The 14842-nt window shown below is 72.0% G+C and carries 13 protein-coding genes; 10 read left to right on the forward strand and 3 right to left on the reverse strand.

What is annotated here, in order from left to right; translation table 11 throughout:
- From ABZU46_RS26365 to ABZU46_RS26395, 7 genes are all read left to right on the forward strand, one after another.
- Positions 1–1523, forward strand: a 1523-nt coding sequence (locus ABZU46_RS26365; RefSeq protein WP_354861944.1) for a DUF5941 domain-containing protein, incomplete at its 5' end; no start/stop codon positions are given.
- A 15-nt stretch (positions 1524–1538) separates the two neighbouring features.
- Positions 1539–3749, forward strand: a complete 2211-nt coding sequence (locus ABZU46_RS26370; RefSeq protein ID WP_354861946.1) for a bifunctional glycosyltransferase family 2 protein/CDP-glycerol:glycerophosphate glycerophosphotransferase — start codon at positions 1539–1541, stop codon at positions 3747–3749.
- A 132-nt stretch (positions 3750–3881) separates the two neighbouring features.
- Positions 3882–5180 (forward strand): ABC transporter ATP-binding protein, encoded by a 1299-nt coding sequence (locus tag ABZU46_RS26375; protein WP_354861948.1) that lies wholly within the window; start codon positions 3882–3884, stop codon positions 5178–5180.
- Positions 5181–5273: 93 nt separating this feature from the next.
- Positions 5274–6320, forward strand: coding sequence for a hypothetical protein (locus tag ABZU46_RS26380; RefSeq protein ID WP_354861950.1), 1047 nt, complete (start codon positions 5274–5276; stop codon positions 6318–6320).
- A 62-nt stretch (positions 6321–6382) separates the two neighbouring features.
- Positions 6383–6847, forward strand: coding sequence for a DUF4442 domain-containing protein (locus ABZU46_RS26385; RefSeq protein ID WP_354861951.1), 465 nt, complete (start codon positions 6383–6385; stop codon positions 6845–6847).
- Positions 6848–6908: 61 nt separating this feature from the next.
- Positions 6909–7727: a beta-phosphoglucomutase family hydrolase gene (locus tag ABZU46_RS26390; protein ID WP_354861953.1), complete on the forward strand. Its 819-nt coding sequence runs from the start codon at positions 6909–6911 to the stop codon at positions 7725–7727.
- The gene (locus tag ABZU46_RS26395; protein ID WP_354861955.1) at positions 7724–10096 is read left to right on the forward strand and encodes a glycoside hydrolase family 65 protein; all 2373 of its coding nucleotides are present in this window, start codon (positions 7724–7726) and stop codon (positions 10094–10096) included. Before ABZU46_RS26390 ends, ABZU46_RS26395 begins: the two co-directional genes overlap by 4 nt.
- Positions 10097–10141: 45 nt before the next feature.
- On the opposite strand, the gene ABZU46_RS26400 is transcribed toward ABZU46_RS26395, so the two are convergent.
- A complete protein-coding gene (locus ABZU46_RS26400; protein WP_354861957.1) occupies positions 10142–10321 on the reverse strand; it encodes a hypothetical protein in 180 nt (59 codons plus the stop codon).
- 182 nt (positions 10322–10503) lie between these two features.
- Between ABZU46_RS26400 and ABZU46_RS26405 the strand changes: the two genes are divergently transcribed.
- Positions 10504–11181, forward strand: a complete 678-nt coding sequence (locus ABZU46_RS26405; RefSeq protein WP_354861958.1) for a dienelactone hydrolase family protein — start codon at positions 10504–10506, stop codon at positions 11179–11181.
- On the opposite strand, the gene ABZU46_RS26410 is transcribed toward ABZU46_RS26405, so the two are convergent.
- Complete coding sequence (locus tag ABZU46_RS26410; RefSeq protein WP_354861960.1) at positions 11176–12372, reverse strand: AI-2E family transporter; 1197 nt, start codon at positions 12370–12372, stop codon at positions 11176–11178. The genes ABZU46_RS26405 and ABZU46_RS26410 overlap by 6 nt on opposite strands.
- 142 nt (positions 12373–12514) lie before the next feature.
- Here ABZU46_RS26410 and ABZU46_RS26415 point away from each other — a divergent pair, with 142 nt between their 5' ends.
- A complete protein-coding gene (locus ABZU46_RS26415) occupies positions 12515–12697 on the forward strand; it encodes an antitoxin (RefSeq protein WP_007454882.1) in 183 nt (60 codons plus the stop codon).
- A 70-nt stretch (positions 12698–12767) separates the two neighbouring features.
- Here ABZU46_RS26415 and ABZU46_RS26420 read toward each other — a convergent pair whose 3' ends face one another.
- Positions 12768–13373 (reverse strand): hemerythrin domain-containing protein, encoded by a 606-nt coding sequence (locus tag ABZU46_RS26420; RefSeq protein WP_354861962.1) that lies wholly within the window; start codon positions 13371–13373, stop codon positions 12768–12770.
- A gap of 169 nt (positions 13374–13542) precedes the next feature.
- Here ABZU46_RS26420 and ABZU46_RS26425 point away from each other — a divergent pair, with 169 nt between their 5' ends.
- Positions 13543–14796, forward strand: a complete 1254-nt coding sequence (locus tag ABZU46_RS26425) for a cyanophycinase (protein WP_354861964.1) — start codon at positions 13543–13545, stop codon at positions 14794–14796.
- Positions 14797–14842: the final 46 nt, after the last annotated feature.

The raw sequence follows: 14842 nt of genomic DNA on the forward strand, positions 1-14842 counted from the left end.
ACGGCGAGCCCGGGCCCGCCGTGGACCGGCTCGTCGCGGGTCTCGCGGCGCTCGGCACCCTGATCTTCGCCCAGCGGGTACGCCTCCTCGTCGCGCACCGGGTCGAGGACCCGGCCGGGCTGGTCGCCGCCGAGGCGGCGGTGACGGCGGTCGACGAGGACCGCGCCGAGCTGCGGCTGTCGGTGAAGGAGCGGGACGACTTCTTCTCCACGTACTTCGTCAGCACCTGGTCGCCGTACGTGGTCCGGCTCGCGGCCCGGCTGCGGCTCACCCCGACCGGGGTCACGGTCATCTCGGTGCTGTTCGCGCTGGCCGCCGCCGTGCTGTTCGGGGTCGGCGGGCGACCCGCGCTGGTCGGCGGCGCGGTGCTGCTCTACCTCGGCTTCGTGCTGGACTGCGTGGACGGTCAGCTGGCCCGCTACACCCGGCACTTCAGCGCGTGGGGCGGCTGGCTGGACACGATGGCCGACCGGGCGAAGGAGTACCTGGTCTACGCCGGCCTGGGCTTTGGAGTCAGTCACGCCGGGCTGGGCAACGGCTGGGCGTTGGCGATCGCCGCGATGACGTTGCAGACCGTCCGGCACATGACCGACACCTGGTACGGGGTGCTGCACGACGAGGCGGCACGCCGGCCCCGGACGGCGGCGGGAGCCAGCGGCGGTATCGGTGACCGGCTGAACGCCGCGTCGACGCGGGTGCAGGCGGACACGGGCTCGCTGTCGTACTGGCTGAAGCGGACCGTGGTGTTCCCGATCGGTGAGCGGTGGGCGCTGATCGCGCTGACCGTGGCGCTGTTCAATCCGTTGGTCAGCCTCATCGCGGTGCTGGTCTGGGGTGGGTTGGCGTTCGCGTACACCGGGGCGTTGCGCACGTTGCGGGCCCGCTGGATGTGGGTGCCGGTGCTGGACACGGTCGACGCGACCCTGCACCGCGACGACGGCCCGCTGGCCCGCCGGCTGCCGGTGGTCCGCCCGATGGGGCCGCTCACCCTGGCGGTGATCGCCGCGCTCGGGCCGGCGGTGCTGCTTGTCGTCGCCCTGCTGGGCGACTCGCCGGCAGGGCTGCGGTGGGCGGTGCCGGTGGCGTTGCTGGTGCTGCTGGCCGGTGGCCTCGGCGCCGGGGCCGCGCACAACGGCCCGCTGGACTGGCTGGTGCCGGCGGCGCTGCGGGCCGCCGAGTACCTGTTCGCGATCGCCGTCGGGGTGGTCGGCGACGCGCCGGGCTGGCTGATCTTCGGCTACGTCTTCGTGCTCACCGTGCACCACTACGACCTGACGGCGCGACTGGAGAAGCGGCAGACGGCGCCGCCGCTGCACGTCGCCACGCTGGGCTGGGACGGACGTTCGGTGCTGCTGGCCCTCGCGGCGATTGTCGGCATCGTGAGTATCGCCATGGCTACACTCGGTGCGTACCTTCTCGTGGTTTTCGTGGCGAGCGTCGTCCTGGCCTGGTTCGTCCGGCCGGCCCGTAGCGCGCGGGCGTCGGCCGCGCCGGTGGGCGCGGGAGGTGTCGCGCCGCGCTGACGGAGGGACGGCCGGATGACCCTGATCAGTTTCGTGGTGCCGGCCTTCCGGGTGCAGGGATATCTGCGCGAGTGCCTGGACTCGGTCCTCGGCCAGCCGGTGACCGACCTCGAGGTGATCGCCGTCGACGACTGCTCGCCCGACGCCAGCGGCGAGATCATCGACGAGTACGCGGCCCGCGACCAGCGGGTCCGGTCGGTCCGACTGTCGGAGAACGTCGGCCTCGGTCCAGCCCGCAACATCGGGCTGGACCAGGCCGTCGGCGAGTACGTGTGGTTTCTCGACGGGGACGACTGGCTGGCGCCGGACTGCCTGCGGGAGGTGGCCGAGCGACTGCGCGCGACCCGGCCGGACGTGCTGCTGGTGGACCACGTCCGGACGCACTGGAACGACACCGCCACCCGCAGCGCGATGGCCGAGGTGTTCCCGGAGTCGCCCGGGGCGGCCACCTTTCGGCTGCGGGACCGGCCGGAGGCGATGCGGCTGCTGCACACCGCCTGGAACCGGCTGGTCCGCCGCGAGTTTCTGGTCGAGCTGGGGTTGCGCTTCTCGGACGGCTGGTACGAGGACGTCTCGTTCAGCTACCCGGTGCTGATGGCGGCGCAGCGGATCGGCGTACTGGATCGGGTCTGCGTCAACTACCGGCAGCGCCGTGCCGGCGCGATCACGAAGACCAGAGGGGACCGGCACTTCGAGGTGTTCCCGCAGTGGCACCGGGTCTTCCACCTGATGGACGCCTGGTCACCGGCGGTGGACGCGCTGCGGCCGGCGGTCTTCGAACGGATGATCTGGCACTACCTGACCGTGCTGGGCAACGGTCAGCGGATCGCCCCGGAACTGCGGCCGGCGTTCTTCGCGCAGATCACCGCCGACTACGCGCGGTGGCTGCCGGAGGGCGGGTATCCCGTGCCGGAGGGCGTCGAGGGAGTCAAGCACCGGCTGGTGGCGGCCGGCCGGTGGCGGACGTTCAGTGCGTTGCGGGCCGCCAGCCGGGCCCGCGACACGGCCCGGAGGCAGGCGCGTACCGCCCGTCGTCGGGTCGGGCCGGTGGCCCGGCGTGGCGCGCGGCTGACCCGCGACGGGCTGCTGCACGAGTACTACCGGGCGGAGCTGCGCCGGCCGGTGGACCCGACGCTCGCGGTGTACGCGGCCTACTGGTACCGCGGGTACTCCTGCAACCCGGCCGCGATCTACGAGGCGGCCCGCCGGCTGGCCCCCGAGGTGCGGGGCGTGTGGATCGTGCGCCGCGACCGGGTGGACGATGTCCCGGCCGGGGTGGAGTACGTCGTCGCCGGCACCCCGGCGTACTACCGGGTCCTCGCGCGGGCCCGGTGGTTGGTCAACAACGTCAACTACCCGGACTTCGTGCGCAAGCGGCCGGAGCAGGTGCACGTGCAGACCCACCACGGCACCCCGGTCAAGGTGATGGGGCTCGACCAGCAGCGCTACCCGGTCGGCGCGGGCCGGATGGACTTCGCCGGCCTGCTGCGCCGGGTGGACCGCTGGGACTACAGCGTCAGCGCCAACAGCTTCTCCACCCAGATGTGGGACCGGGCCTATCCGGCCACCTACACGACGCTGGAGGTGGGCTATCCGCGCAACGACCGGCTGGTCACGGCCAGTCCGGACGAGGTACGCCGGCTCCGCGCGGAGTTCCGCCTCGGGCCCGACGAGCAGGTGGTCCTGTACGCCCCGACGCACCGCGAGCACCTGCCCGGCTACCGGCCGCCCTTCGACCCGGACCGGTTCGTCGCCGCGCTCGGTGACTCGGGACGGCTGCTGATGCGCAGCCACTACTTCCACGACCGGGAGCGCCGGCCCGGCTGGCCGCTGGACTTCCAGCGGGTGCGCGACGTCAGCGGCTACCAGCGGGTGGAGGACCTCTACCTCGTCGCCGACGTGCTGGTCACCGACTACTCCTCGGCGATGTTCGACTATGCGGTGCTGGACCGGCCCATCGTGCTCTACACACCGGACTGGGAGGCGTACCGCCTGGCCCGGGGTGTCTACTTCGACGTTACCGCGGAGCCACCGGGGGCTGTGGCCACCACGTTCGCCGACCTGCTCGACCTGTTCCGCACGGACGCGGTGCGCTCGGACGCCGCGCACAAGGCCCGCCAGCACTTCCGGGGCCGGTTCTGCCGCCTGGACGACGGGCAGGCGGCCGAGCGGGTGGTGCGCCGGGTGTTCCTCGGCGAACAGCCCGAACCGTCGGCGGGCTGCTGACCGCAACGACACCTCGTCCCGGCGTAATAGCGGCGTCATGGGCCGAACACGAGACGTTTACCCGATGTGCGAATCGAATGATCCTGGTCACAGTCTTGTGGGGGTTCGGCCGACGACCTGGGGGAGGTGACGGTGAGCACCGTCGCGCTCAAAGATGTGACCAAAGTTTTCAAGGACGGCACGTTGGCCGTCGACAGCATAAATCTGGACGTGAACGACGGCGAGTTCATGGTGTTGCTGGGGCCATCCGGCTGCGGCAAGTCCACAGTGCTGCGCATGATCGCCGGTCTGGAGGACCCGACGCAGGGCGCGGTGCTGCTGGACGGGGAACTGGCCAACGACCTGCCGCCACGCGACCGCAAGATCGCGATGGTCTTCCAGGACTTCGCGCTCTATCCGCACATGACCGTTGGCGACAACATCGCCTTTCCGCTGCGGCTGGCCGGTGTCGAACCGGAGCCGCGCGGTGAGCGGGTCACCGACGTCGCGAGTGCCCTGGGCATCAGCGACGTGCTCGCCCGCAAGCCGGGCCAGCTCTCCGGCGGCCAGCGCCAGCGGGTCGCCATGGGCCGCGCAATCGTCCGACGACCGGGGCTGTTCCTGATGGACGAGCCGCTGTCGAACCTGGACAGTGGGCTGCGCGCCGAGCTGCGCGCGGAGATCTCCGGGCTGACCCGGGAGCTGGGCGTCACCACCGTCTACGTCACCCACGACCAGGCCGAGGCGCTGACCATGGCCGACCGGGTGGCGATCATGCGCCGCGGCGTGCTCCAGGACGTGGGCACACCCACCCAGGTGTACGGCCGCCCGGCGACGCTCTACGTGGCCGCCTTCCTGGGCAGCCCCCGGATGAACCTGCTGGAGGCGTCGGTCTACGTCCACCTCGACCGGTACGTCACGCTCAACCTCGGTGACCAGTCGCTCTACCTGCCGTGGAACGACATCCGCAGCCGGGCGGTGGCGCATTACCACGGCGAGCGGATCGTGGTCGGGATGCGGGCCGAGGCGCTCACCCCGGTCGCCCCGGACAGCCCCGGTGACGTGCTGCGCGGCCGGATCCGCTACCTGGAGCACCACGGGCACGAATCGCTGGCGTTCCTCGACATCGGGGCGACCGCGATCGTCGTGGACGAGATGGGCGCGCCTCTGGACCCGCCGCCCGTTGGCCAGCGAGGACTGCGCCGGTTCGGTGCGGTGATGCAGCGGCTCACCGGCAAGCCGGTGGAGCCCCAGGAGGTCTCGAACGGCGCCACGCGGACCAGCGTCCTCCCCGACCCGGGCCGGCACCACCGTCGCCCGGCCGAGTTGGCGGTGCGGCTGGCGCCGTACCCGGCGGTCACCGCCGGTCATCCGCTCGCCGTGTCGGTTCGGATGGACGCGCTGCACTTCTTCGACGAGCGCGGGGCCCGGATCGACGTGGGTTGGCGGTGACGCCACGCCGTAGCGGGGTGGCGGGAGGTCCGTCCGGTGTCCTACCGTCTGCCCACCTAGTCCACTATGTGACACACCGAAAGGGGTGCACCCGTGTCGGGTGACCGTCCCAGCCCGCTCGTCATCGAGCGCATCCTGCGCGACCGGCAGGGCATCTGGCAGCAGATCGTGGCCGAGGGCGACCTCAACGCGCTGACCGGGCGGATGCTGGCCAGCTCCGCCATCGCGCTCGCCTGCTACGGCGCGGTGCTCGGGGCGTTCCACAGCCCGCTGATGGCGCTCACGTCCGCGCTGAAGCTGCCGCTGCTGTTCCTGGTCACGCTGGCCATCTGCCTGCCCACGCTCTACCTGTTCAACCTGGTGTTCGGCGCCCGGCTGTCGGTGCGCCAGTCGCTGGCGCTGGTGATGGTCGCGATCACGGTCACGTCGATGCTCGCGGTGGCGTTCGCACCGATCAGCCTCTTCTTCCTGATCACCGCGCCCGACTACGGCTTCTTCAAGCTGCTCAACGTCGCCATCCTGACGCTGTCGGCGCTGGTCGGGCTGCGCTTTCTGACCGGCGGGATGCAGGTGCTCAACGACCACGGCCTGCTCGCCCCGGCGGTGGCCACGGCCGGGGCCGCGGGCCAGATCAACGCCCAAGCGCCGGCGGTGCCGGCTGGCGTGCCCGCCGGTTCGGTGCCGGCCAGCGTGCCCGCCGGTGCGGCCTCGTCCGCCGATGCGGGTGCCGAGCCGGTCGCCGTGTCGGCGGGAGCAGCGGTGGCGGGGTCGGCCGCGAACGGTGGCACGCCCGCCGCGACGCCGACGGTGCAGACCCCGGCGCACGTCCCGGCCCACGTCCCGGCCCAGTGGGGCGGACAGCCGGCCCCCGGCTCGTTCCCGCCCGGCATGATGCCGCCCGGCTACCCGGCGGCGCAGCGTCCGTGGGCCACCCCGCCGGCCCGGCGCGGCGAGCCGACGCAGCGGCCGGCCAGCATGACGCTGCTCTACATCTGGATCCTGCTCTTCGGGTTCGTCGGCACCCAGTTGGCGTGGACGCTGCGTCCGTTCTTCGGTGACCCGGGTCAGGATTTCTCGCTCTTCCGCAGCATCGACGGCAACTTCTACACGGAGATCCTGCGGACGATCGCCAACCTCTGACCCATCGGTAGCCGGGGAAAACCCTGGTTGCCGCCCTGGTTACCGAGAAGTAACGTCGGGCTATGACCATCGACTCCCGCCAGGTGGCGGCCGGCATCCTGGAAGCGGTGCCGTTCGCCCGTACGCTCGGCATCGAATTCGTCGAGGTGGCACCGGAGGCGGACGGCGGGGTGCGGGCCGTCGTCCGACTCCCCGACACGCCGGCCACCCACAACCACGTCGGCGGCCCGCACGCCGGGGCGATGTTCACTCTCGGCGAGACGGCCTCCGGCGCGGTCGTGCTGGCCGCCTTCGGGCAGCTGCTCGACCGTTGCGTGCCGCTCGCCGTCCGGGCCGAGATCGCCTACCGCAAGCTGGCCCGGGGGCCGGTGCTGGCCGCCGCGCGGCTCGGGCGGCCCGCCCCGGAGGTGATCGCCGAGCTGGAGTCCGGTCGGCGGCCCGAGTTCGCCGTCGAGGTGGAGATCGCCACCGAGGACGGCACGCCCACCTCGGCGATGACGGTGATCTGGACGTTGCGGCCGAACTGAGCGAGGCCACGGGCGGCCGAAAACGGGTTTGCGGGCCGGGCCGGGTGGTTAGATTCGTACCGTGCTGGGCCTACCTGCTCATGTGACCGCCTGTCTCTTCGATCTGGACGGTGTGCTGACGCAGACCGCCCGGGTGCACAACGCCGCCTGGACGAAGACGTTCGACGAGTTCCTGCGGCAGCGGGCCACGGCAACCGGAGAACCCTTCCAGCCGTTCGACCCCGGCCCGGACTACAACCGCTACGTCGACGGCCGGCCCCGCGCCGACGGCGTCCGGTCGTTCCTCGGCTCCCGGGGGATCGTGCTCCCCGAGGGCAGCCCCGACGACCCGCCGGACGCCGACACCGTCAACGGTGTCGGCAACCGCAAGAACGTCCTGCTGCTGGAACAGCTGCGCACCTCCGGAGTCGAGGTCTACCCGGGTTCGGTGCGTTATCTGCGGGCGGCGGCCGCCGCCGGGCTGCGTCGGGCGGTGGTCACCGCGAGCGCCAACGGGCGCGAGGTGGTCGCCGCGGCCGGGCTGGAGGCCCTTCTGGAGGCGCGGGTCGACGGGCTCGTCGCCCGCGAGCAGAAGCTGCGCGGCAAGCCGCAGCCCGACACCTTCCTGGCCGGGGCCAGGATCCTCGGTGTGGACCCCACCCAGGCCGCCGTCTTCGAGGACGCGCTCTCCGGGGTGGCCGCCGGCCGGGCCGGCGGCTTCGGGTATGTGATCGGTGTCGACCGGGTGGGACAGGCCGACGAACTGCTCGCACACGGCGCCGACGTTGTGGTGAAGGATCTCGCCGACCTGCTCGACGCGGGCGACGCCGACCCGCCGGCGCCCCGCCCCGCCGGCGACACCGCTGGCTGGGCGCCCACCGGCGAGCGGGGCCTCGCGTGATCCGGGAACGGGCCTATCCCGTCGAGCCCTGGCACATCCGGGAGACCCGCCTGGACATGGACGTGCTGGCCCAGTCGGAGTCGGTCTTCGCGCTCTCCAACGGCCACGTCGGTCTGCGCGGCAACCTCGACGAGGGCGAGCCGCACGGCCTGCCCGGCACCTACCTCAACTCGTTCTACGAGCTGCGTCCGCTGCCGTACGCGGAGGCCGGCTACGGGTTCCCCGAGTCCGGGCAGACCATCGTCAATGTCACCAACGGCAAGCTGATCCGGCTGCTCGTCGACGACGAACCGCTCGACGTCCGCTACGGCGAGCTGCTGTCGCACGAGCGCATCCTCGACATGCGGGCCGGCACCCTGCACCGGGAGCTGCACTGGCGCTCGCCGGCCGGCCGTGAGGTCAAGGTCCGCAGCACCCGGCTCGTGTCGTTCACCCAGCGGTCGGTCGCCGCGATCAGCTACGAGGTGGAGGCCGTCGACGGCCCGCTGCGGCTGATCGTCCAGTCCGAACTGGTCGCCAACGAGTCGCTGCCGGCGCAGAGCAAGGACCCCCGGGTCGCGGCGGTGCTGGAGTCGCCGTTGCAGGCTGAGGAGGAGCTGACCACACCGGACGGCGGGCAGCTGATTCACCGCACCAAGGTCTCCGGGCTGCGGGTGGCCGCCGCCATGGAGCACGAGGTGCACGGCCCGGACCACACCACCATCGAGTCCGAGGGGTACGAGGACTGGGTACGCACCACCATCGGCTGCGTGCTCCGTCCCGGCGAGAAGCTGCGGGTGGTCAAGTACCTGACGTACAGCTGGTCCAGCCGCCGTTCGCTGCCCGCGCTCCGCGACCAGGTCGGCGCGGCGCTCGCCGGGGCCCGGCTGGACGGCTGGGACGGTCTGCACCGGGAGCAGCGCAACTACCTCGACGAGTTCTGGGACGCGGCCGACGTGCTGGTCGAGGGCGATCCGGAGATCCAGCAGGCCGTGCGGTTCGGTCTGTTCCACGTGCTCCAGGCCGGCGCCCGGGCCGAGCAGCGACCGATCTCGGCGAAGGGGTTGACCGGCCCCGGTTACGACGGGCACGCCTTCTGGGACACCGAGATGTTCGTCCTGCCGGTGCTCACGTACACCCAGCCGAGCGCGGTGCGCAGCGCCTTGCAGTGGCGGCACAGCACGCTGGGGCAGGCCCGGGAACGGGCCGAGACGCTCGGCTTCAAGGGCGCCGCTTTTCCCTGGCGGACCATCGAGGGGCCGGAATCCTCCGGGTACTGGCCGGCCGGCACCGCGGCGTTCCACATCGCCGCCGACATCGCCGACGCGGTCCGCCGGTACGTGCTGGTCACCGGGGACACCGTCATGGAGCGGGAGATCGGTCTGGAGTTGCTGGTCGAGACGGCCCGGCTGTGGCGCTCGATCGGGCACCACGACCGGCACGGCCAGTTCCACATCGACGGGGTCACCGGCCCCGACGAGTACACGGCGGTGAAGAACGACAACGTCTACACCAACCTGATGGCCCAGCGGAATTTGCTCACCGCCGCCGAGGTCGTGATGCGCTACCGGGATGAGGCGTTCCACCTCGGGGTCACCGACGAGGAGGCGGCGAGCTGGCGGGACGCGGCGACCTCGATGCACGTGCCGTACGACCACGAGCTGGACGTGCACCAGCAGGTGGAGGGGTTCACCCGGCTGCAGGAGTGGGACTTCCCGCACACACCCGCGGAGAAGTACCCGCTGCTGCTGCACTACCCGTACTTCGATCTGTACCGCAAACAGGTTGTCAAGCAGGCTGACCTGGTCCTGGCCATGCACTGGCGGGGGGACGCGTTCACCCCCGAGCAGAAGGTGCGCAACTTCCTCTACTACGAACGACGGACGGTGCGCGACTCGTCGCTGTCGGCCTGTACCCAGTCGGTGCTCGCCGCCGAGGTGGGCCATCCCGACCTGGCGCACATCTACCTGCGCGAGGCCGCGCTCATGGACCTGCACGACCTCAACGAGAACACGCGCGACGGCGTGCACATGGCCTCGCTGGCCGGCGCGTGGCTCGCCCTGGTCAGCGGGTTCGGCGGGCTGCGCGATCACGACGGTGAGCTGTCGTTCGCGCCCCGGCTCTCCAGCCGGCTCAGCCGCCTGGAGTTCTCCGTTCAGTGGCGCGGGCTGGCGCTGCGGGTGGACGTCCGGCCGCACCAGACGACGTACTCGCTGCGCCACGGTGGCCCGGACGACGTCGTGGAGCTCCGCCACCACGACCAGATGCTGCGGGTCACCTGCAATGAGCCGGTGACCGTGCCGGTGCCGCCGGCCGAGCCCTCGGGGCCGCCGCCGGAGCAGCCACCGGGCCGGTCGCCGTTGCTGCGGCTGCCCGAGCACGAGCAGTGACGGCCGGGGCGGGAGCACTCCCGCCCCGGCCGTCACGCGCGTACGTCAGACCGGCTCGCCGGTCGAGGGCCGCCCGATCGCGTCGCGGGGTGCGGCCGCCTTGGGATCGTCGGGCAGCCGGGCCGAGGCGGCCTGGTCCCCGAAGTCCTGGTTGCGCTCCGCGTCCTGTTCACGCTGGTCGCGCTCGGTCATCTGCTGCTGCCGGGAGATCTGCTGCTTGGCCATGCTGATCCTCGCGATCCGTCGGGGCGCCGGTGCGCCGACACGGTCTGCGGTCGGTCGTCGCGTACCCGGCGGCCCACCCGGCAAACGCCGCCCCGGAAGCCGCGCGACGCGGCGGGCGCGGGGGCGCGTGCGACGCGGCGGGTGGGGTAAGCGGGCCAGAGGCGAGCACGCGGAGGTGCGGCATGGACGAGCAGCGCAGCACGGTGACCATTCCGATCCGGGACGCCCAGCTTCCCGCCGATCTGATGCTGCCCCCACGGCCGGTCGGCGTGGTGCTGTTCGCGCACGGCAGCGGTAGCTCGCGGCACAGCCCACGCAACGTCGCGGTGGCCCGGACGCTGACCGACCGCGGCCTCGCCACCGTGCTGGTGGATCTGCTCACCCCGGACGAGGACGAGCTGGACACGCGCACCGCCGAACTGCGGTTCGACATCGGGATGTTGGCCAGCCGGCTGGCCGGGATCGTCGACTGGTTGGCGGTCGAGAGCCCCGCCGGTGACGTGCCGATCGGTCTCTTCGGTGCCAGCACGGGCGCCGCCGCCGCGCTGGTCGCGGCCGCGTACCGCGCCGACCGGGTGGGGGCGGTGGTCTCCCGGGGCGGCCGACCCGACCTGGCCGGCGCCGCCCTGGCCCAGGTGCGTACCCCGACGCTGCTGCTGGTCGGCGGCCTGGACGAGGAAGTGCTCACGCTCAACGAGCAGGCGCTCACCGAGCTGGGGGAGGTCGGCGAACTGTGGGTGGTGCCGGGGGCCACCCACCTCTTCGAGGAGCCCGGCGCGCTCGACCAGGTCGCCGAACACGCCGGCACCTGGTTCACCACCCATCTCGCCCGGACGACCGCCGCGCCGCGCCGCTCATGACAGTGCCGGCGCGTCCGTGGTGGAGCGGCGGCGCTGAACGGTGTCGATGACTCGCCAGAGAACGGCGGTGATCGGAACGCTGACGAAGGCGCCGGCGATGCCCGCGATCAGGGTGCCCGCGGTGACCGCCACCAGGATGACGGCCGGGTGCAGGCGCACCTGCCGCTTCATGACCAGCGGCTCCAACAGGTTGCCCTCGATCTGCTGCACCGCGACCACCGCGGCGAGGGTGAGCAGGGCGGTCGTCGGCCCGTTGGCCGCCAACGCCACCAGCACCGCCACCGCGCCGGCCACCGTAGCCCCGATGATCGGTACGAAGCCGCCGAGGAAGGTGATCAGCGCCAGCGGCAGGGCCAGCGGCACCCGCAGCAGCACCAGGGCCAGGCCGATGCCGATCGCGTCGATCGCGGCGATCAGCATGGTCCCCCGGCTGTACGCGCCCAGCGTCTGCCAGCCGGCCCGGCCGGCCTCGGCCACCACCGGTCGGTTCGGGCCGGTCATCCGGGACAGCACCCAGTGCCACATCGACCTGCCGTCCTTGAGCAGGAAGAAGAGCAGCACCAGGGCGAGCAGCGCGGAGCCGACGACCTCGCTGGCCGTCCGGGCGCCCGCCACCGGGTCCGGAGAACTGCCGCTGAGCCCCTCCCGGGCCTGGTCGACCAGCTTGTCGAGTTGGGCGTCGCTGACCGGCAGGGTGGACGTGACGAAGTCACGGCTGCGGTCGAGCCCCTGGGTCAGCTCCTGACTGAGCTGGTCGAACTGGCTGGCGGTCAGGTTCCACACCAGCGCGCCGACCCCCACCAGGATGCCGAGCAGCAGCAGGACGGTGAGCAGCGCGGCCAGTGCCGCGGGCAGGCGCAGGCGGCGCAGCCGGAGCAGCACCGGGTCGAGCAGCGCGGTGAGGAAGATGGTGGCGGCCAGCGCGATGGCCAGTGGCGCCAGCAGGACGGCGATCCGGCCCAGCAGATAGAGCCCGGCGACGATCACCACCAGGCAGGCGCTCCACACCACCGCGCTTCGGACCAGCCAGGGCAGGCTGGCCCACGCCTGGCGCGGGCCGGTCTCACCGGTCTCACCGGTCGTCGCCGCGGTGCCGGTTGTGGACGCGGTGCCGGTTGTGGACGCGGTGCCGGTTGTGGACGCGGTGCCGGTTGTCGGCGCGGCGTCCGCCCCGGGTTCGTCTGCCGTCATGTCGGCCCTCCTCGATCTCGGCGAGTCGGTACCCGGCCGGCGATGCACCGACACCCGAATCGCGCCATCCCCGTCCGGACCGTCGGTGTTTGCGCCGACAGGCCCAGGGAACGCAAGTGGAAACGATCCGAGGAGGAGCGCCGTGGGTGACTTCATGGACAAGGCCAAGGACGTCGCGGACAAGCACGACAAGCAGGTCGACCAGGGCATGGAGAAGGCCGGCGACATGGCCGACAAGCGCACGGGCGGCAAGTACGACGACCAGATCGACAAGGGCGTGGATCAGGCGCAGGCGCGTACCGGTGAGGGTGACCAGGTCCGCTGACGAACCGGACGTCTCCCGGGCCGCCGAGGTGTCGGCGGCCCGGGATTGTCCCTGTCGGACGGTACGTCGGTCAGCGCTGCTGCTTCTCGCGTAGCTCGTCCATCGACGTCGGCCGGTCGCGCAGTGCGTCACGCAGCCGGTCGATCAGCCCGGTGCCGGGGGCGAGCAGCTTGTTCGCCGGCGGGCGGTCCGGCGCGCTCGGGTGGGGCCGGGTCGGCGCCACCTTCTTGAACGCCGTCACCTTCCCGGCCAGCTCGACCAGCTCCTCACGGGCCGTGGCCGCGCGCAGCCGGGGGAAGAGGTCGTTCTCCTCGTCCTGCACGTGGTGACGGATGGTGCTGGTCAGGTTGGCGAGCAGCTCGTCGAAGCGGGGGTCGGACGGGTCAACCGACTCCAGGTCCTTCATGGTCCGTTCGGCGTCGGCGTGTTCGTCGATCTCGTGGTCGGCGATCTGGTCGCCGTCGGGCAGTGCCTTGCGAGCCGTCGGATAGACGTACGCCTCCTCGGCCACCGCGTGCCGCACCAGCTCGGCGATCAGCACGTCGGTGAGCTGCCGGCGGTACTCGGGCGTGCCCTGCCGGGTCTCCAGCTCGACGAAGAGGGTCTCGACCTCGCGGTGGTCGGCGATGAGGATGTCGACGACATCCTCATCGCCGGTGGTCTGTGGATTGCTCATCTGGGCCCCTTACCGGTTGCGGTCGGTGGGTGTGTGGCCCCTGGTACCCCGCAGCGGTCGGGCAAACCTACGGTCGCCGATGGATTTGACGGCGACCCGTTGTTCGCGTCGGGACGCTGTCGTACGCTTCGTCTCGGCCCGCCCTCACGGTCTCCTGTGAGGAGCAGTCATGCCCCTGAACCGCCTGCTGGCCCTCGGGCTCGGCGTGTGCACGGCGGTCGCGATGAGCGTCCCGCTGGCCGCGGCACCAGCCTCGGCCCATCCGTCCCACTCCGGTGGCGGCAGTCTGGTCCTTGTCGGCGGCGGGCTCGCCGACGACAACGCTGCCGTCTACGGCGACATCGTCCGGCTGGCCGGCGGCGTCGGCAAGGCCCGCATCGGCATCTTCACCGCGGCCGCTCCGGTGCCGGCAGAGGATCCGGACGCGGCCACCCCGGACTGCAACAACAGTGTCTGCAACGGCGACTACTACGCCACGCTGTTCCGGAGCTACGGCGTGGCCGACGCGCAGTGGATCCCGATCGACCTGGACCGGTCGGGCGCCGCCGAGGACCCGGCCGTGGTCCGGCAGATCGACTCGATGACCGGCTTCTTCTTCGGCGGCGGCGACCAGTACCGCTATGTCACCACGATGACCCGGGGGAAGGCCCAGCGGGACACGCCGGCCCTGGCGGCGGTGCGGCGCAAGCTCCGCGCCGGCGCGGTGGTCGCCGGCACGAGCGCGGGCGCGCAGATCATGGCCGGCCGCGACATGATCACCGGTGGCTCCACCGAGCCCGGTCTGCGCGACGGTGCCCGGCCCGGCTACTTCGAGGACGCCGGCGTGCTGGCGTACCTGCCCAAGGGTGGTTTCGGATTCTTCACCGACGGCCTGCTGGACACGCACTTCTCGCGGCGGGGCCGGGAGGCCCGGTCGATCCGGCTGGCGGCGGACACCCGGCACCAGCGGGTCTTCGGCCTGGACGAGGACACGGCACTGGAGGTGACCGGGGTCGGCACGCCGCGGCAGTCGCTGCGCGTCCTCGGCACGCGCGGCGTGAGCGTGCTCGACCTGCGCCGCGCCCGCGTCACCGAGTCGGCCGTGTGGGGCATCGAGGGGGTCCGGTGGAGCCGGCTCACCTCCGGTGACCGCTACCGGTCCGGCCGCTGGCAACCGGTGATCGCTCCGGGCAAGCAGCGGGTGCGTCCGGTAGCCGGCGCGTGCACCGTCCCGGCCTCGGACGACGTCTTCTACGACTACGCACTTGTCGGTCTCGCCGAGGGACTGGTCGACCAGGCCGGTTGTGCGTCGACGTCGGGCACGTCGTACGAGAAGGACCCGCAGTTCGCCGCCGAGGTGACCCGGGGCCGTGGCTTCGCCGGGTACCGGGTCGGCTCGACGACGTCGTTCGTGGACGCGGTGATCGGCATCCGCCCGGTCTGACGATCGGGGCACGTCCCACCAGGAGCGGTATGACTCTCCGTCATCA

Source organism: Micromonospora sp. NPDC005197 (genome assembly GCF_040608295.1).
In the GTDB taxonomy this organism is placed as follows: domain Bacteria; phylum Actinomycetota; class Actinomycetes; order Mycobacteriales; family Micromonosporaceae; genus Micromonospora.

What these genes read in the sequence shown, in the direction of transcription:
- ABZU46_RS26370 (WP_354861946.1), top strand. Translation starts at nt 1,539, where the DNA reads ATGACCCTGATCAGTTTCGTGGTGCCGGCCTTCCGGGTGCAGGGATAT.
- ABZU46_RS26385 (WP_354861951.1), top strand. Translation starts at nt 6,383, where the DNA reads ATGACCATCGACTCCCGCCAGGTGGCGGCCGGCATCCTGGAAGCGGTG.
- ABZU46_RS26400 (WP_354861957.1), bottom strand. Translation starts at nt 10,321, where the DNA reads ATGGCCAAGCAGCAGATCTCCCGGCAGCAGCAGATGACCGAGCGCGAC.
- ABZU46_RS26405 (WP_354861958.1), top strand. Translation starts at nt 10,504, where the DNA reads ATGGACGAGCAGCGCAGCACGGTGACCATTCCGATCCGGGACGCCCAG.
- ABZU46_RS26410 (WP_354861960.1), bottom strand. Translation starts at nt 12,372, where the DNA reads ATGACGGCAGACGAACCCGGGGCGGACGCCGCGCCGACAACCGGCACC.
- ABZU46_RS26420 (WP_354861962.1), bottom strand. Translation starts at nt 13,373, where the DNA reads ATGAGCAATCCACAGACCACCGGCGATGAGGATGTCGTCGACATCCTC.
- ABZU46_RS26425 (WP_354861964.1), top strand. Translation starts at nt 13,543, where the DNA reads ATGCCCCTGAACCGCCTGCTGGCCCTCGGGCTCGGCGTGTGCACGGCG.